The organism is Halorubrum halophilum (genome assembly GCF_000739595.1).
GTDB classification, from domain to species: domain Archaea; phylum Halobacteriota; class Halobacteria; order Halobacteriales; family Haloferacaceae; genus Halorubrum; species Halorubrum halophilum.
In genome coordinates, this window is the sequence record NZ_BBJP01000016.1 from 1 (window position 1) to 18,782 (window position 18,782).

Genomic DNA, 18,782 nt, shown 5'->3' on the forward strand with positions numbered 1-18,782 from the left:
GACTTCGGGGTAAACTCATACTAATCAAGCAGCTCACAGACTCTTCCCAGCCTTGGAGGATTCGTTTGGCAAACCGCTCGATACTGTGAATACAGCACTTGCGGATCATCTCACAAAACAAGAGGTATTGGCAATTACGCAGGATGACGAAACACGGTACTATGACGTCTCAAGCACGCCATTCCTAGCTGGAGAGGTGATGACCGGCCAGTTAGTGACAATTTCTGACGTCACTGAACGTGAATCATATCGACTGCGGCTCGAAGAGAAGACCGAACAGCTTGAAGCCCTGAACCGCGTGGTTCGTCATGACATCCGGAACGATATGGCTGTGATTCTCGGCTGGGCCGAGATCCTTGAAGATCATATCGATGATGATGGGAAAGATGCTCTGAGCCGAGTGTTACAGAAGTCCCGGCACGTGATTCAATTTACAGATGTTGCACGCGACTTCGTTGAATCGCTATCAATGGACGGAACTGCTGAATTGACTGAAATCGAGCTACAGCCGCTTCTTGACACTGAACTCGCTGTAGTACGTGATTCATTCCCGAACGCCCAGTTTCAGGTATCGGGTGAACTCCCCGACGTGTCGGTCCAGGCAAATGAAATGCTCTCATCGGTCTTCCGAAATATCCTCGAAAATGCGGTCCGACACAACGACAAAGAAGACCCTGAAATCACCGTTACCTGTGAAGTGAATCCAGAGACTGTTCGGTACCGGATTGCAGATAACGGGCCCGGTATCTCTGACGACCAGAAAGAACAGATCTTCGGGAAGGGAGAAAAGGGATTAGACAGTTCGGGATCGGGGATCGGTCTGTATCTCGTCCATCTCTTCACCGAACAATTCGGTGGCGACGTGTGGGTTGAAGACAACGATCCTACCGGTTCCGTCTTCGTCGTTGAGCTACCCGTTCACACGCCATCGAACAAGGTATCTTCATGAGGTCTGCTGAAGTTGTAGAACAGCTGTGTTACTACGAGTGAGTCACTCGAACGCAATCACGGTCTCACACAATTCTTGTGAGTGAAGACAAGAATCAGTAAGATAATCGGTACGTGAGTCCGCTGTACTGACTGATTCGTGAATCTCTTGTATTGACCGTAATCGGATCAACATTGGGTGTGAGAAGTGCTCGATACCGCACTTGCCAGTGCGAGTCAGCGAGTCCTAGACTTCTTGGCGAGGGTTGCGATCGACGACATCCGCGAACGCAACGTTTTCGCGCACCTGTCGCATCTCGACGGTGACGCGGTCTCCGACGCTCGTTTCGGGAACGATCACGACGTAGCCCCGCTCGACTTTTGCGATCCCGTCACCTTGGTCACCGAGGTTCTCGATCTCAACCCCCCGCTGCTCACCTTCCTCAACAGGCGGGCCCTCAAAGTCTTGGTGCTGATCTTCGTGGTCAGCAGGTTGGATGGTGTCAGTCGTCTCTGTATCGTCAGCATCCGACGCTGACGTCGAAATAAGCGCAACACGGTATGTTTCATCTTCGGTGATTGCCCCTGTGGCTATCTCGCGTTCCGGTACGGTAATCTGGTAGCTGCCGTCCTCTTGCTCAACAGTCGCAGTATACAACGTCTGGAGCGTCTCAGAGATATCCATAGATTGCGTATGTCTTAACTTATGCTAGAGAACTTGACTCTACTGTTCCTGTCACTCTCTACTGACACTGTCGTTTCGAGCGAGAAATCAGATAGACGATTCAGGACATATCGCCACGCTCAAACACGGCGGCAAAGTCGTCAAGAAGCTCCTGTGGTGATCGCTCATCATCACGAGACGGGAGCGGTGCTTCCCAGCATTCGATCTCGAGTTTGTGCGCATTCGACACCGACTCCGGCTCAGTTACCACATTGAAGATGCCGGTGCGATAGATAGCGAGTAGTCGCTGATCGTGAACACTGACGTAATCGATTCCAGCCCGATTCAGGACTGCTGGAACGTCAGTCGGCCCAGATAGCGAGATAGAGGCGCTTGGAGACGCCGAGTCGCTCATACGATGGCTTCGTCCATCACACCGATAAAGACCCGCCTTGAGGAAGGTCCGGAAACAGTATCTGGCCAATTCCCGTGGCCGGTCTGTCGTCCCCCCAACGGGTACTGTAGGACAGCTCTTCCTCAGTTACGGCTGTGACAGTATCCTCCAGTTCTGCCATAAGCCTCTCACCGCGGTTGCGCACGATGAGTATGCCCCAAGACTACGTCGTCCATCTGTTCCTACTCGTTATCCTCGGGACGGCGCTGTACCGGTCGCTGATCATCAGGGTCTTCGGCGTCTCCACGTCGAATTTCGGCTGGTTTATCGGTCTGCTCATCCTGGATCCGGATCCCTCACTTATCGCGAACCAGTCACTCGTGATGTGGATTCACGTCGTCACGTTGTTCCAGTTTTGGGCATACTTCCCGTTCACGAAACTCGTCCACCTCTGGAGCGCGCCGTTGGACTACCTCGTGCGTCTGTACATCACGATGCGGGGGTATGAGAGTATCTACCCAGGGGAGAGCGGCGATAAACACAGATGGGGTGGTTTTGAGACTAGGAGGTCGAATACAGACGCATTTTCTACAGAGATCCCCAGTGGGACGTCTCACAGAGAGTTACCGGGGGTAGAATTTAATCGATGTCGTCGATACTGTCGAACGGGAAGAATTCAAGATCGAGGAGGTCGAACATGATTCTGATGTCATCACCCCCCGCGAAGAGATACGAAGTCCACACAGTCTAACTACCTCATCCCAGATGCTTATTTAGCGACTGAACACGACACTTAGGAGGTTTTCAGCGATAATACAATGTCCCAGCTACGAACTCACAACGTTCCCGACGCGATCGATCCGAGCGAGTGGACGCTCCGAGTCACCGGTGCGGTTTCCGAACCGCTTCGTATCAGGCGGGAGGAGTTACCGGAGTTTCCCCTTGAGACGGTTACAGAGGACTTCGAGTGCGTCGAGGGATGGATCGCAGAGGATCTGTCGTGGCGAGGAATACGCGTCAGTTCGATTTTGAACCGTGCCACCCCCGAGGCCGATGCCGACTACGTGCTTGTCCGCTCGATGGACGGGGAGTACGCCTGTTCGTACCAACGAGATCGCGTGGACGACGCTCTCATCGCCGTTGAGCTAGACGGTCGGCCCCTCCCTTTAGAGCACGGTGGCCCGGCCCGACTCGTCCCAACCACCGGTGACTCGGATTGCTGGGAGAGCGTCAAGTGGGTGACGACGCTGGAGGTGTGTACTTCGGAACCCGCCGCCGACGACACCGCCGAAAACATAGCGACCAGCAGACTGGAGTAGCCGTTCCCGTGGGGCGGACAATTCCGACCGACATGCTCGTAATATACATTAAACGAGACGGACTCGTCGAATGAGCCATCGAATGCTCACAAACCCAATACAGGTATCTCGGACGTTTTCCGAAGAGAATCCCGATCCATGGATTCAGTGACGCTTTCGCGAACGATCGACGCTTCGCCGATCGTCGTCCGCGAATCGATGAGTCGACTCGATCAGTTCATGCGAGCGTCAGGCTTCGACGCGGTTTTCGTTGATGGCGAAATAATCCGCGTCGCGAACGAGGTGGGGATCGCGACTATCGAACTCACGCTCGAACTCGTTGACCGACCTGACGCCGACCTCGCCTACGAACAGCGTGACGGCATTTTCGAGGAAATGCGGACGGCATACACTATCACGCCGACACCTAACGGGAGTGAGGTAATCGCAACGACGGAGTTCGCGCTCGATGTTGCGATCATCGGAGATGTACTCGATTCGACGGTCATCAAACGACAACGGCGAAAAGAGCTCACGTCCCAGTTCGATTGGCTCGAAGAGGCTGTTTAAGCCGTCAACCAACGCCTAGTTCTTGTTCCTCCACGTTGTTGGTTGAGTTTGTTCGCCGTTATGTAGAAACGCGGAAATCCCATATAATTACGCTGAGCCGTCGGTGATCAGAATATATACCCTCCACTCGGTCACCGTCGGTCGTCTGTTTCCGCAGCTCTACATAAGAGCGAGTTTTTCAGCGCTCGCCGAGGGTCGGAGGCGCATTCCAGCCTTCACCGAGTCATGACAGAGCGAGGGGATCCTACTGGCCGATGGCGTGACGGTTGGATACGGCCGGGGTCAACCAACATACACTGGGAATCCGACGTAGGGAGGTGGAATCATCAGGATAGGTGGCAGTAGTTCGGGTAGTCCTTACTCGAAAATGGGTCGGAAGGCGAGACGAGGAGATCGGGAAGAGACGTTCGACTGTGGCGGATTCCGATAAGCGCAGTTCAACGTTACATATGGCTGTTCATGTCTTCGAAAGCTATACGGCAAACACCTTTGTTAACAGGTGGTTTGATAGTAAACCAGCTATGTACGCGCATCCCGACCAGGTCCAGCAGCAGAGCCGAAACCCAACGCAACTTGGTATCGAGAACAGTATCGATTTTACCCCTCCGTTCGAATAGTGATCTCCTCGACAACCGTTCTCGATTCGTCGACAGTTTTGCTCGTCGGGACGAGCAACTGGGTCATACAACTCGCCGAGACGCTCGAAAGGCGGACTGACGCGACTGTGAAACGGGTTCAAACCAAAGCAGAGGCGGTCGACATCGTCAAGGACCGAACCCCAGATTGTCTCATCAGCGAGTACGCGCTTGAACAGACGACTGGACTTGAACTCCTCAAAGAGATCCGTAACGAGACCACTACGCTTCCAGTACTACTATGTATTGCTGACGGGAGTGAAACCATCGCCAGCAAGGCAATCCAAGCTGGTGTAACTGATTACATCGCGCTCACGGAACCGGTAGAACAGATGACCGACGAGCTCATTGAACGAACGGAATGTGCCGTCCGGTCCGCACAGCGATCGATCACACAAAGGGAGCGTGCCAGACAATTCGACGCAATATTCAATGATTCACGAACCGCGACATGGGTGCTTGACCCAGATGGCTCACTCACCCGTGTGAACGAAACAGCACGGGAAATGATAGATGCGGACGTCGAAACAGTTGTCGGCGAGCCATTCTGGACGCTTCCGTGGTGGTCACAGACCGATGCAACGAACACAGATATCCAACAGATCGTGGAGGACGCACTAGGTAACAAATTTGGCAACGCGGTCGTCACACAGCCGCTACATATCGAGGACCCGAGCGTGATCGATCTCTCTGTGCGCCCAGTCGAAAACGAACGTGACGAGGTCGTTTCAATTGTCGTTGAAGGCGTCGACATCACCGAGCGTGTCGACCTCGAACGTAACCTCCGTCAGTCAGAGGAACTCCACCGTGTTACGCTGAACAACATGACCGACACGGTTCTCATCACGAACGAAGACGGCGGGTACACCTACGTCTGTCCCAACGTCCACTTCATCTTCGGCTACACGGCCGATGAGATTCACGAGCAAGGGACGATCGACGACCTCCTGGGTGAGGATCTCTTCGACCGTGCCGAACTCGCGAAAAACGGTGTTCTCAAGAATATCGAAACCACGGCCACGGACAAGGCTGGTCGCGAACACACGCTCCTGGTCAACGTTCGCGAAGTCTCGATTCAGGAAGGAACGTTCCTCTTCAGCTGTCGGGATATCACGAAACGCAAGCAGCGTGAGGAAGCACTCGCAACGCTCCACGAGACGGCGCGCGATTTCCTCTACGCCGAGACTCACCAAGAGATTGCCCAGCATATCGTCGACGATACACCTAGTGTACTAAATCTGGATGCGAGTGCGGTCTATCTCTTTGATGCCGATACCAACAATCTCCGACCCGCAGCGCACTCGGCCACAATGAAAAAACTCAACGGACCGCTCCCCACCGTTCATGCCGACGGAAAAACGCTTCCGAGTTACAGTTTTGTCGAGGACGAAGCATTGTTTTTCGACGATGTACACGAGACTGACCGACTCGAAAACCGGGCGACTGACCTTCGCAGTGCAGCCTACATTCCACTTGGCAATCACGGGGTATTCATCGCTGGTTCAGACCACGTTGGCGTCTTCGACGACGTAACCCGAGAACTAGCCGATCTACTCGCCGCAACCGCTGAGGCAGCCCTCGACCGCATTACACGAGAGTCCCGACTCCGTGAACAGGATCGCACACTCCAGCAGCAAAACGAACAGCTCACCGCGCTGAACCGCATCAACGAGACGATTCGTGAGATCGATCAAGCAGTCGTACAAGCCGAAACGCGGGATGAGATCGATCAGACGGTCTGTGAACTGTTGACTGCCGATGACCGGTTCAGGTTCGCCTGGATAGGCACGGTTGACCCGACGACCGACACTATCGAGCCACGGGCCTGGGCAGGCTCCGAACAGGGATATCTGGATAGTCAGTCGTTTGCCGTCGACGTGGCAAATACGGAGCCAGCTGGACAAACCGCGGCCACTGGCGACGTAACGATGGTGTCGAACGTCGCTGCCGGGCTCCGTGATGAACCATGGCGTAAAGACGCGCTCGCTCGCGACTACCTATCTGTATTGAGCATTCCCCTCGTGTACAATGACCTCACGCACGGCGTCCTGACGGTCTACGCGCCGACCCAAGATGCGTTCGGCGACACGACGAAAGCCGTCCTGGCCGAACTCGGCGAAACAATTGCGTCTGCTCTCAGTGCGATCGAGCGGAAAAATGCGCTGCTTACGACATCGATGACGCGTGTCGAGTTCACCATCGATGATCCGGCATTCGTCCTCTCACGACTTGCGAAGGACGCCGGATGTACTCTCTCGTACCAGGGAGGAGTCCAGCAATCCAGAGAGGGGAGTTACGTGTTCGTCACCGTTGAAGACGCGTCGCTGGAGGACGTCGTAGAAGCCGCCTCGCAGCTGGTTGCTATCGGTGATGTCCAGACGATCAGTACCGAGGATGAAGGCGGCGTTCTACGACTCCGGCTCACACAGCCGTTTCTCGCCTTGGAACTGGCCGATCACGGCGCCGTGTTTCGTGAAGCGACGGCTGATCCGACCACGACGACGCTCGTCATCGATATCCCGGACAGTATCGACGTCCGAACGATCACGCAACTCGTCCGCGAGACGTTCTCCACTGTCGAACTCCGTGCCAAACAGACACTCGATCAGACCGCTACACACGATCTCTATTCGAGGTTCCTCGACAAGCTAACCGAGCGACAACTCGAGGTGATCCAAACCGCATACTACAGCGGATATTTCGAGTCGCCACGCGAGAGCACCGGAGAAGACGTTGCTGCGACGTTAGGAATTTCTCCGCCTGCCTTCTATACACACGCTCGGACCGTTCAGCGCAAACTGTTTGCGACGCTTTTTGAAGAGAACAACCTCCCTATCGCTGCTTCTGCTAAGACGGTTGAATAACAAACTGGGGATAATTGGGATAGTTTGTTAATCAACACCCCAATATTCCCTTATACACTTATTATCTATATGTAGAGTGCCTTGGTCTGTGTGCTGGCACTCGTGAACTCACAATGATAGATATCGACCCAGAAATAGACGAAGAAACCACATACGAGTGCTTCGAGTGTGGAAAAATCATCATCGCAGAGACCAGCCCCGGCCAGTGTCCCGACTGTAGTGGACCGATGCGAAACCGTCAAATGCCGCTCGAATGACTATGGCCTCCAAAGCCGATAGTACCCGCAACGAGTCAGACGACGAGGCGGAACCGTCGATAGAGTCGGAATCTGCGCTCGAAACGGCCCGTCGCCAGCTGTACCAAGCTGCCGACCACCTCGACATTGATCCGAACGTCGTCGAGCGTCTCAAACACCCCAAAAAGGTTCATGAAGTGACGATCCCCATCGAGCGGGACGACGGAACCGTCGAGGTGTTCACGGGCTATCGAGCCCAACACGACAGCGTCAGAGGTCCGTACAAGGGTGGGCTTCGATACCACCCGCACGTCACCAGAGACGAGTGTGTCGGACTCGGTATGTGGATGACCTGGAAATGTGCCGTTATGGACCTGCCCTTCGGCGGGGCCAAAGGCGGCGTCGCTGTCAATCCAAAGGACCTGAGTTCGGACGAAAAGGAGCGTCTCACTCGTCGGTTCGCGCAGGAACTACGTGATGCCATCGGCCCCAATCAGGATATTCCCGCCCCCGACATGGGAACGGATCCACAAACCATGGCGTGGTTGATGGACGCGTACTCGATGCAAGAAGGTGAGACGACACCGGGTGTTGTCACCGGCAAACCGCCGATCGTTGGCGGCAGTAAAGGACGTGAAGAAGCCCCTGGTCGAAGTGTCGCGATCATCACGCAGTTAGTCTGCGAGTACTACGACCAGGAACTCACAGACACAACAGTCGCAGTCCAGGGCTACGGGAGCGTCGGGGCGAATGCCGCACGATTGCTCGACGAGTGGGGCGCGACCGTCGTCGCGATCAGCGACGTGAACGGGGCGATGTATGATCCTGAGGGGATCGATACAGATTCTGTCCCGTCGCACGACGAGGAACCGGAAGCCGTCACCACGTATGCGGACACCGTAATCTCGAACGACGAATTGCTCACACTCGACGTCGACGTACTCATTCCAGCGGCACTGGGTAATGTGATCACCGAAGAGAATGCGGAGGCGATCGCTACAGACATGGTCGTCGAAGGCGCGAATGGTCCGACAACCTCGACGGCCGATTCGATTCTCACAGAGCGAGGTATCGCCGTGATTCCCGATATTCTCGCCAATGCGGGCGGCGTTACAGTGAGCTATTTCGAATGGCTCCAGGACATCAATCGGCGGTCCTGGTCGCTCGAACGGGTGAACAACGAACTCGAAACGGAGATGCAGGCCGCCTGGCAGGCCGTCCAGACAGAGTTCGAACACCGAGACGTCACCTGGCGAGATGCAGCCTACATCGTGGCACTCACACGTATTGCTGAGGCCCACGAGGCACGAGGCCTCTGGCCCTAACTCAAGTTAGACATGACGGTGAGACAACCAGGCCCGATAACGCGTAATCACCCATCCTATTTATGAATAGTTCACTATTCATGCTCTTCAGAATCAGACAGAGCCAATATCTAATTAACCAACAAAACTATAGATAGGCGGTCTGTGTTGGTTAACGTAAGAGCAGCCGATGTCCTACGAGCCCCCGACCCCACCGGCGAACCTCCCGACGGAGGTCGTCAACGCGCTCAACGAGTCGACTCCAGACCATCTTCGAGAGGTGGCCACGTACGCTGAAGTGCTAGCCGAGCACAAGGAACGAGAGGCTCGTCTCGAGGAGTCGGCAGATCAAGAAGAAGTCAAAGAGGGACCAGACGATCACCCAGACGACGTCCCTACAAAAGCGACGATCACGATCAAGGAAATCAACGACAATCGCTACTACTACTGGCAGTGGCGAGATGGGGAGAAGGTAAAGTCAAAATATAAAGGACCCGTCAATTCGGACGGATAGACGAAACTACGTCTCAATCGGGTGGTCAAACATTCGGAGAGACCCGGCTTGCGATGTGAACGCCAGCGCTGTCAGTACTCGGGCCGCGGGGCAGTCTCGTACCGTTTGATGTCCTTGGTTTTCTCCACGCGGCCGTAGATCTCTTGAAGTGTGTCTTGTGCCCGGTAGAGCTTGTGCTCTTCAAGGAACTGCCGACCACTCTCACTGATCCCGTAGAACTTGTACGGCAAATCGTTCTGCCGGCGGTCATCCGGCAGGAGCACTTCATTGACGATACCGGCGTCGACGAGCTGCTGGAGGTGCTGGCGAATCGTCGTCTGGCTCTTGCTCGGGTTGACGTAGTCGAGCTCTTTCAGCGTCGGTAGTTCCGACGGATGTCCGAGGATGTCCTGGAGGAGCGCGAAGCGCGTCTCTTGGGTGACGACGTTGAGCCGCTTCCGGACAGACTCCAACTCGCTTGGCGGGTGATCGGACGTACTCATTACTTTGCTGTTCGGGTGGTACGCGCAAAAGCGTTTCGTTGATATACGAATTGGTTTTGAACGAATTGGCCTATGATGAGGTCGCCACAATAAAACTCGATGAGGGAGGACACCCACCCCACGTTTCCGTCGTAACTGGATGTGGGTGGAGGGGTGCGGCTGGCTTCGAAGGGACCACACCCCCCGCGTTTCCGTCGTTTCTCCACGACGGCGCAGGGAGAGGCTAGGATTAGTACAATACAGCCGCTAATTATGTTGACCTAGAAACAATCTAGATGAACTAACTTTAGGAACACTTAGATTAAAGTAGTATGGCTGAGAAACGTTCATTAAGTCAACTTCGACAAACGAGAGGGCGAAGTGCTTCGCCCCCTCAGATGAAACAACCCTTTCCAGCTGCTTCTATAGACGGCCAGCTTTGGACGGCTAGGCCGCTCTCGTCTTTGGTATCTCGTTGTGGACGTCTTCTTCGAGTCCCCTCCCCACCTGTTCAGTGATTACGACGGAAACGTGGGGTGTGTGGGTTCGGGGTTCGAGATCGAGGAGACGCTTCCGTCTACGGGTTTCCTATCGCACGTCGGAAACGCGGCTATATTGTCAGAAATCCAATTCCGCCGAATTACGTCTTTTTCCCGCTGATATCGGACAATGAACGTCGGAAACGTGGGGTAGTGTTCTCCACTAGATTTATACTCCCCCCTCTCACACCGTGTGATATTCAATGACGCCCGACTCCTCACCCAGTTCTGTCGACGATCCACTCTTTGAATCCGGGCATCGTATCTTCGCGAACAAGGATCTCCTAAAAATCGGCCACGTTCCGGAAGCTGACCGGATCGTCGGTCGCGACGAGGAAATCTCGAAACTCGCGAAACGTCTCAATGGTGCTGTCCACGGGTACTCTCCGGAAAACGTGATGATCTACGGGAAAACTGGGACCGGTAAATCTCTCGTTTCAAAACACGTCTGTCAACGAGCTCAAAATGCCGCTCAGGATGGCGTCGAGATTGGAACAGCGTATATTGACTGTGCAGAAGACAATACCGAGACCCAAGCAATCTCCTCACTTGCTGCGAAGCTGAACGATGAATCTTCGACTGGAATCTCTGTCCCCCATACTGGCCTCAGTACGTCGAAATACTACAAACTCCTCTGGAAGACGCTCGACGCTCAATTCGATTCTGTGATCATCATCCTGGATGAGATCGACTTGATGAACGACGACAGCGTGCTGATGAAGCTCTCGCGCGCTGAGGAGGCGGGGAAAATCGACTGTAGTATCGGTGTCATCGCGATCAGCAACAAGATCCAGTACGTCGACAGCGTGAACGAGCGCGTGAAAAGCAGCTTCCAACACAAGGAACTGTTCTTCAAGCCATACGACGCCAACCAGCTCCGGGAAATTATGTTCAACCGCGAGGATGCCTTCCAGGACGGCGTCCTTTCTGAGGACGTGATTCCGCTCTCGGCTGCCTTCGCTGCTCAGGAACACGGCGATGCTCGGAAGGCGATCGATATTCTTCGCCACGCCGGGGAGGTCGCCTACGAGGCCGAAGCAGAGCAAGTGGCGGAGGAACACGTTCGCCAGGCACAGCAACACGCGGAAAAGGACCGGTTCAGAGAACTCGTGAACGGCGCACCCACGCAGGCGAAGGCGGCGTTGCTGGCGCTCACGGAACTGAGTGTCAACAGCAATGACGATGCTTTCCTCACGAGTCGGGTGTACGACCAGTACGAACGGATCTGTAACCATCTCGATATGGACATCCTCTCCGTCCGTCGGTTCCGCGACATCCTGAAAGAGCAAGCCTTCCTCGGGGTTGTCGAAATCGAGAAGATCAACAAGGGAAGTGCGGGCGGCATCCACCTCCAGAACCGACTCATTGAAGATCCCCATGTCGTCCGCGAAACGATCCTCGAGGACAGCCGGATGCAGGACTGGACTCGCGAATAGTGACCCCCTACTACTGAGTGGGTGCGGACGACGGAAATCTGGGGTGGGGCGTAAGGAAACGACGGAAACGAGGGGGGTCCAAAATTACGTCGGAAACGTGGGGTTGGATCGAAACGACGGAAACCAGGGGTGGGGACCACTACGACAATTTGTCGGTGGCTCCGAACGAGCTCAAAACGGCGTCCCTCTCACCGGAGAGCTCTCGCCGAATGTCGGATCGGTCCCACCCGAGCGGTGAAAGCACGCTCTCGACAGCTCTGATGAGTTGCGTCTCGTAGTACGACACATCGTACGAATCCATCTCTTCGTGGGCGAGGGCGACACGCTCTCGCGAGGATTTCTCGTCGTCGACGACCACGTACTCGATATCCTGACCCGGGTGGATTGCTAGATCTTGATCGCGAGCCCGTGTCAAGGCCGCCACGTTCTGGGTATTCTGCGAGTACCCTTTCAAGGGCTTGGAGACACGATTCCGTTCGACGAGCCGCTCCACTGCTACGGTACCCGCCTGTAGTTCGTCGATTGCCCGTTCGAGACGCCCGAGCACCGCGTCTGCGGACTTCGTTGCATCGAACCGTTCGAGACAATCCCGCTGGACATCCTCGATAAACGACGGGGTCGACCGCTGGCGAGCCTCGATCCCACGTAACTTGAACTTGTCGTTGCCAGCCACCTTGCCGAAATACTTCGTGAGTGCACCGGCGTCACTCTCGCGCTGGGGAACGAACGCCACCCAGTCATAGTGGGCTTCGTGTTCGAGTCGAATCTCGACGCGTTCCGTGATCGCCGTCGCGAGCGCGTCGAGGTTTTCGCGGTCATCGTCGTCGACGTCGGGGTCCGGGGTTACCCAGATGGAGTCAACGATGCCGTGGACGACACGCCAGCCGCCGTCCTCCAACTGCTGTTTCGCCGTCAGCAGAATCTCGCGAGCGAACGCGTTGATTGCCTCGTGGCACTCGATACGGCCGAACTTCGCGTTGCTGAATCCTTGATACCCGAAGCAGGCGACGAGAATCCACTTCAGCGCTCCCGACCGCCCCTTGAGTTCCGCCAGCCGGTCGTTGTCGGGGTTGTCCAGATCCTTCTCGTGACGGATGGCCGCCTTGATCTCGTCGCGAGCGTCGATGATCGGCTGTAGCACGTCGACGAGGTAGCCTTGGTCGTCACAAATTGAGTATCCAAGGCCGGGGACGTCCTTGTGGTCGCTGTGACAGTCACACCGGATGACGTCCGGTGACACATTCCGAGTACAGATGATATTCGGGTACAACGAGGAGAAGTCGAGTTCGTGGACGTTCTCGTGGAGGCCGACCTCGGGCGCGAAGATGAAGCCGCCACGATCGGCGTCGTGGAGCGTCCCCATCGGCTTGAAAAACTCGTGACGCCAGGAGTTCCACGGGACGAGGACGCCGCGGTCGTGGGCCTCGCAGATCTGGATCGCAGTGAGAACGTTCCCGATCGACGCCCACGCAAGTTCCTGGATGGGCTTTTTCGATCGCGACACGAGGTCGAGGACGCCGTCGAGGTTCGTCTCCCCGTAGAAGAACGTGTTCGACTCGTCGATGATCGCCCGCCCGGGGACATTGTACCGAGCCGGCGAGTGGCCGACGCGACCATAGCTCGAGTACGTCGACCGACTCGCGAGTTGCTGGTAGTCGACGTCCGGCCACCGACTCAGCGAGAAGTCGTCGACGCCGGCAGCCGTCGCCATCTCGTACAGCGTCGGGACGATCTCGCTCGTCGAGCAGACGAGGATGTCTGGGTCGTGTGTCTCGATCGCCGCTTGAACGGTGGTGAGGATGTCTCCTGCTGACCCGGTTACGGTCTCGCCCGCAATTGTGAGCTCGCTGTACGTGTCTTGGCCTGTCTCGGTCACTGGAATACCGAGCCGGAGCGTCGACAGTTCTGCCGCCGGCGTTGGATCGCGATTCGTCTCCAGACAGTAGCGAAACTCCCGTGAGAAATCGACGTTGAAGGAGGCGAGATCGCCGACCGGATGCGCTGATAGTTGGCGTGCCTGTCGCGCAAGCGGTGTGACGCGGTCGACGTGGTTGACATCGACAGCCAGAGCGCGCTCGTCGTCACGCCTGAAGCCGGAGCGCCGCGACACGGATTCGGTCGCGACGACGTCAGGATGCCGTTCGTATAGTGAATGAAGTTGTGTAAGATCGATGTCGGTGTCAGGATCACGTGCTGCGACGAAGAAACGGGGCGTGTAGTCGTCGCGTTCGGTCATGGTGGCGCCATCGTCGGTCGCTTCCCATTCAAGGACGCGACCATCATCAAGGAAATCGATCGTGAACGTCATTTGCGTAAGTCACCCACCTACCATTCTATACACCGAAATCTCGCATAATCGCCGGTGTGTCTGTTCCGGATTTCAGGGAATGGAGATCGCCTTGACAGAAACAGCGTACTCTCGTGGGTTCGCTCTGTTAACCCCACTTCCAGAATCGTTTCCGGGTTTGTTAGCTGAACATCCGGTAGCGTGTTAACCAACAGAACGACCGTCCTACAGATCGCTGTTGGTTAAGACTGCTGTGGACAGTCCTCCATATCTTGAATACGGTGAACAATATACTACCCCACAGATTATTATACCGCTCTCCCGTTGGTTGGCACATAATGTCCGAAGAGCCGTCCCCACCCCACCGAGTGAGCCCGGATGGCGGCACCGAACACCGTGACGTGAACGACGTCGTCGAAGAGGAATGGATCGAGGAGACGACGCCCTTCGAACGAGTGTACGAAGTCATCTCTCGTGTGTACGATCCGCTGTCTGCAGCACAGATCGCCGAGCGTGCCCGCGTCTCACCGACCACGGCGCGAAAGCACCTGCGAACGCTCGAGAGCGCTGGTGAGGTAACGACGTCTCAGAACGGTCAGACGACGCACTACCGACGGTCGGAAATGGCTATCGTCACCGAACACGCCCAGTCGCTCCTCGCAGAACGGACGCCCGAAGAGATCGCGTCCGGCATCGCTGATATGAAGGCGCAGATACAGGCGTGGCGCGAGGAATACGGTGTTGATTCACCTGAAGAATTCGCCCGAGAATTGGATATCGGCGACGCCGACAGCGAGCATGGTGCACTTCTCACAGAATGGCAAACGACGCGACGTAACCTCGCGCTCGCACAGGCAACACTCGCGATCGGTGAGGTGAGCCAAACTGGTCACCTCACTGGCACGGACACGGATGACGATGGTAACGGCGATACATCCATCGTGGTATGACCGACGACGGAGGCCCCGCTCACCATATTCAGCCAGACGAGCAGTCTGAGGTATTTGGTCCTATCGACGCCGGGGCACTACGGGAAATACGGGACCTGTTCGTGGAACTAGAGCCGCTGGTCCAGGCGGCGTCATTAGACGACCCCCTGAATCCACAGATACTTTCCGTTGAACTATCCGACGGCGTCGGAGCGGCGTCAACAGCGCGGATAGATGTCCGGTGGAGTCTCACCGGGAACTACGCCGCACACTACACAGATGACCGAGACCGAAATTTTCGGTTCGACTGTCATCCGAAACTCGACGCCCCGCGCCGACACTTCCATTCACCTCCCGATGCTCCGAGCCGTCCCGTCGACCCATCTTGTATTGCTGTGTCTGAAACAAGCCTTGTGACGCGGGCGATTCTCCAGCGGTGGCGATACGCCTATACGAATGGAACATTCGATGGGATCAACGACGCAGAAAATCCGCCATAGGAGCCTTGTCGGCACGGGTTCTTCTACCGGTACGGCTCTGTTGAATCCGATGATGGAACGGGGATCACGATCTCTGGAGGCGCGGTTATCCCCTTTTCGTCGTCGATGAATTGGATCCTTCCACCTAGTGATCTCGATTCTCTCCCTCTCTGCTAAGATTGTATCTCTGAATTCTCTCGGCAGCGATCCTGAACCGAGTACAGGGAGACCCGATCCCGACGCCTTCTGCGGATTCAACAGAGCACTTCGATCCTTCGCCTTCGCATGGAATCAGCTTATCTGAACACTACCCCTCTACCAACGCTAACGGATATACTGGCCCACTCCCGGCGTCACGAAGTACAAACGACGCTTCAGTAAAGGCCCAGCGTGAGTCGACGAGATCGTTAACAACCAACACCGGAGCAGCCCGAACGCCATCAGTAGCCGTCATCGTGTCTTGGACGTTCCACCGCTTCTGATACGAGTTAGCCAACTCCTCGCGGGGTTGTACCGTACCAGTTTGTTCGAGCGCCTCAACATACGGGAGTTCGAGGGTCGCTGCGATCTGCTCGGCAAGCGCTGCGACTTGACCAGTATCGTCCCACAACGGAATCGACGTCACCCACGCCGGCGCAGGCGACGGCCTCCACTCATCGAACAGGTCGACAGCAGCCGAGACAAGCTCTGTACTGTACTGACCAGTATCTCGCTGTTCACGGACACGTGCTCCCCAACCAGGGTCATCCAGAGCCGCCAACACACGGCCATCCTCCATGTTGCGGTCATCATCGATCACCGAGCGCCCGCCCTCCTGTTTCGGCAAGTAGTATCGCGATGAGATCTCACCGGTCGAGCTACTTTTGTAGTGGTCAACTGCCACATCGATCAGTTCCTGCTTCTCGACAGTCGATGGAACAAATTCACCAACACAGTTGGCGCAGTGCCCACAGTCCTCCTCAAGCGATCCGTCTAACTCATCGTCGATGAACCGTGTAAGGCACGCATCAGTCGCCGCAAACGATTGGATGCGCTCCAACTCATCCCATCGATGCTGCGTGACTGACTCAATGCGCTCGTGGTCGTACGACCAGTCTTTGGTTGTCCGCTCGTACCCGTTCTCTCCTTTGTAGATGGCATTCTCGACTCGTAAGATGTTGAGACAGGTATCTACAGCACCCCAGCCGACGTTGACGTGTTTAAGGAGTTCGTACTTGTGGAGTTGGGTGTTGCTGGCCTCGATTGTCTCAAGCACCGCTTGGAAGGCCTCTGGTTCGGGGAAGGCCTGTTCGATGAAGTACTCAGCCACCTCATCGTCACTCTCGCCACTCAGCATGATTGCCTCCGCTTCATCGAGCGCACGCCCAGCCCGCCCGATCTCCTGATAGTATCGGATGAGATTCGGAGGCCGTTGGAAGTGGATCACCCACCCCAAGTCAGGCTTGTTGAATCCCATTCCAAGTGCGTTCGTGGCGACGAGCGCATCGACGTCATTGGCCATCAACTGGGATTCAAGCTCCCGTCGGCGGTCGCCGTCGAGGCGGCCATAGTATGGCTCCACATCGTGACCGAATTGCTGGAGCCACTCAGCCACGAGTTCGACTTCATCAGTCGTCAGGCAGTAGATGATGCCCGAACCATCGAAAGATCCAAGATTTTCAGCAAGCCAAGCGAGGCGCTCAGCCTTCGAATCCATCTCAATGGTTTGGATCCGGAGTGAATCGCGAACCAACTCCCCGCGAATCGCATCGAGGTCCGGCACCTGGGTCGTGATGTCATCCACAACGCGGTTGTTAGCGGTGGCCGTCGTCGCCGCCACCGGAATATGTGCCGGCAACTCGTTGAGAATGCGACGGATCCGACGGTAGTCAGGCCGGAAATCATGGCCCCAATCAGAGATACAGTGGGCCTCGTCGACGACAAGCAGCCCGAACTCCTCGTCCATCTCTAAGAGGATCTCCTGTTGGAACTGCGAATTTGCGAGTCGCTCTGGTGAGATGAGGAGGACATCACACTCTCCCTCAACGATCGCGGTCTTCGCCTCATCCCATTCGTCGGTGTTGTTGGAGTTGATTGTCCACGCAGAGAGTCCCAGCTGATTCTCCGCGTCTTGGACTTGGTTGTGCATCAACGACAACAGCGGGCTCACGATGAGTGTTGGACCAGCACCTTGCTCTCGGCGAAGCTTGGTAGCCGTGAAGTAAACCGTACTCTTGCCCCATCCCGTCCGCTGGACTAACAATAGCCGATCGTTGTCATTGACGAGCCGGTCAATCGCCTCCCACTGTTGTGGGCGAAACTCCGCGTCAGGACCGATACTTCGTTCCAGCAGTTCCTGTGCTCGGGCTTTCGGCACTCGATCCGTATCGTCGGGCTGTGCTTGCTGAGCGGTTGGCTCGTCACCCGAGTGCCCAGTAGACTCAGTTGCCGGTGTTTCGAGATCCGTATGGCTCGTAGACTCGCCACATTGTTCCGAGTCCTCTACAGTCTCGTCACCAGGGTCGGTAGTCTGGGTCTCGCCAGTCTCTTCAATCGCAAGATCTTGTCCCTGAGTCGCCGTTTCATCCGACTCAGTCCAGTCTTTGACAGCCGCACGGAGGGATGGCGCCACGCGATCACCAACATACTGGGCCGCAGTAAGCGCGTCAACAGATGCGTCGGTAACATCAGATGGCGTCTCGAAGCCCTCCTCGCCCAGCATATGGTAGTACCTGATCGAGTAGCCACCGTCTTGAAGCGCTTCAGCAAGGCGCGATGGTGTAAACCACTCAATGAGCGATCCGACGGCTTCCTCTGGTGGCACCCCGACAGGTGCTAAGTCACCATATACTGTCGCGACCTTACTGCGGGGCACATCCAGCCCGTCTGCGAGGTTTGCGAGTAGCGTTCCTTCGCTCTCACATGCTTCATTGGCCACCGCCCAGATACATCGGCAGGTTCGTTCTCCAAGCTCAGTTGAGCGTGTCAGGGTAAGGAGCGACGCTGCGACGATCTCATCTACATGCTCGTAGCCAGCCTCGGAAAGTGCTGTAGCACGCGTGGAACCGACGCCAGGAAGGTCCGTCAGCTCTGTTGGTTGGTCTGTCGAGTCGTCAGTATCGACTGTTTCAGCGGACTCATCAAGCATCGCTGAACGGAACGCGTAGGAGTGCTGGTACCCGACAGCAGACCACGTGTGCTCCGGGTCACTCTCAGTACTCACGTGGTGGATGACTTGACTTAGTGGTATGTGTTTAGCCCGAAGT

General features: G+C 56.0%; 15 protein-coding genes. 10 read left to right on the forward strand and 5 right to left on the reverse strand.

The genetic code is table 11. The annotated features are described in order from the left end of the window. Positions 1–52 precede the first annotated feature (52 nt). A complete protein-coding gene (locus ACP96_RS06260; protein WP_237561622.1) occupies positions 53–949 on the forward strand; it encodes a sensor histidine kinase in 897 nt (298 codons plus the stop codon). 225 nt (positions 950–1,174) lie between these two features. Here ACP96_RS06260 and ACP96_RS06265 read toward each other — a convergent pair whose 3' ends face one another. Next, positions 1,175–1,612, reverse strand: a complete 438-nt coding sequence (locus tag ACP96_RS06265; protein ID WP_050032681.1) for a TRAM domain-containing protein — start codon at positions 1,610–1,612, stop codon at positions 1,175–1,177. Positions 1,613–1,712: 100 nt separating this feature from the next. Further along, on the reverse strand, positions 1,713–2,006 hold the full coding sequence (locus ACP96_RS06270) for a hypothetical protein (RefSeq protein WP_050032682.1): 294 nt from the start codon (positions 2,004–2,006) through the stop codon (positions 1,713–1,715). Positions 2,007–2,140: 134 nt separating this feature from the next. On the opposite strand from ACP96_RS06270, the gene ACP96_RS17580 reads away from it, so the two are divergent. The 7 genes from ACP96_RS17580 (at position 2,141) to ACP96_RS06295 (ending at position 9,406) form a co-directional block, all read left to right on the forward strand. Further along, on the forward strand, positions 2,141–2,686 hold the full coding sequence (locus ACP96_RS17580; protein ID WP_272913223.1) for a respiratory nitrate reductase subunit gamma: 546 nt from the start codon (positions 2,141–2,143) through the stop codon (positions 2,684–2,686). Positions 2,687–2,803: 117 nt separating this feature from the next. Continuing rightward, positions 2,804–3,304 (forward strand): molybdopterin-dependent oxidoreductase, encoded by a 501-nt coding sequence (locus ACP96_RS06275; protein WP_050032683.1) that lies wholly within the window; start codon positions 2,804–2,806, stop codon positions 3,302–3,304. A 138-nt stretch (positions 3,305–3,442) separates the two neighbouring features. Beyond that, entirely contained in the window at positions 3,443–3,853 is a 411-nt protein-coding gene (locus tag ACP96_RS06280) for a hypothetical protein (RefSeq protein ID WP_050032684.1), read from the forward strand. A gap of 616 nt (positions 3,854–4,469) precedes the next feature. Beyond that, entirely contained in the window at positions 4,470–7,352 is a 2,883-nt protein-coding gene (locus tag ACP96_RS06285; RefSeq protein WP_050032685.1) for a bacterio-opsin activator domain-containing protein, read from the forward strand. A 113-nt stretch (positions 7,353–7,465) separates the two neighbouring features. After that, positions 7,466–7,609, forward strand: coding sequence for a rubrerythrin-like domain-containing protein (locus ACP96_RS18530; RefSeq protein ID WP_154020411.1), 144 nt, complete (start codon positions 7,466–7,468; stop codon positions 7,607–7,609). 2 nt (positions 7,610–7,611) lie between these two features. Next, positions 7,612–8,913 carry a glutamate dehydrogenase GdhB gene (gene gdhB, locus ACP96_RS06290; protein WP_050032686.1) on the forward strand — a complete coding sequence of 434 codons (1,302 nt, stop codon included), beginning with the start codon at positions 7,612–7,614 and terminating at the stop codon, positions 8,911–8,913. A gap of 169 nt (positions 8,914–9,082) precedes the next feature. Then, positions 9,083–9,406 carry a hypothetical protein gene (locus ACP96_RS06295; RefSeq protein WP_050032687.1) on the forward strand — a complete coding sequence of 108 codons (324 nt, stop codon included), beginning with the start codon at positions 9,083–9,085 and terminating at the stop codon, positions 9,404–9,406. A gap of 71 nt (positions 9,407–9,477) precedes the next feature. Here ACP96_RS06295 and ACP96_RS06300 read toward each other — a convergent pair whose 3' ends face one another. Next, a complete protein-coding gene (locus tag ACP96_RS06300) occupies positions 9,478–9,888 on the reverse strand; it encodes a winged helix-turn-helix domain-containing protein (protein ID WP_050032688.1) in 411 nt (136 codons plus the stop codon). A gap of 721 nt (positions 9,889–10,609) precedes the next feature. Here ACP96_RS06300 and orc4 point away from each other — a divergent pair. Beyond that, entirely contained in the window at positions 10,610–11,842 is a 1,233-nt protein-coding gene (orc4, locus tag ACP96_RS06305) for a DNA replication protein Orc4 (RefSeq protein WP_050032689.1), read from the forward strand. A 139-nt stretch (positions 11,843–11,981) separates the two neighbouring features. Here orc4 and ACP96_RS06310 read toward each other — a convergent pair whose 3' ends face one another. Beyond that, positions 11,982–14,150, reverse strand: coding sequence for a type B DNA-directed DNA polymerase (locus ACP96_RS06310; RefSeq protein ID WP_050032690.1), 2,169 nt, complete (start codon positions 14,148–14,150; stop codon positions 11,982–11,984). A 380-nt stretch (positions 14,151–14,530) separates the two neighbouring features. On the opposite strand from ACP96_RS06310, the gene ACP96_RS06315 reads away from it, so the two are divergent. Beyond that, positions 14,531–15,079 carry a winged helix-turn-helix domain-containing protein gene (locus ACP96_RS06315; protein WP_050032691.1) on the forward strand — a complete coding sequence of 183 codons (549 nt, stop codon included), beginning with the start codon at positions 14,531–14,533 and terminating at the stop codon, positions 15,077–15,079. Between the two features lie 765 nt (positions 15,080–15,844). Here ACP96_RS06315 and ACP96_RS06320 read toward each other — a convergent pair. Further along, positions 15,845–18,739, reverse strand: a complete 2,895-nt coding sequence (locus ACP96_RS06320) for a RecQ family ATP-dependent DNA helicase (RefSeq protein WP_154020412.1) — start codon at positions 18,737–18,739, stop codon at positions 15,845–15,847. Positions 18,740–18,782: the final 43 nt, after the last annotated feature.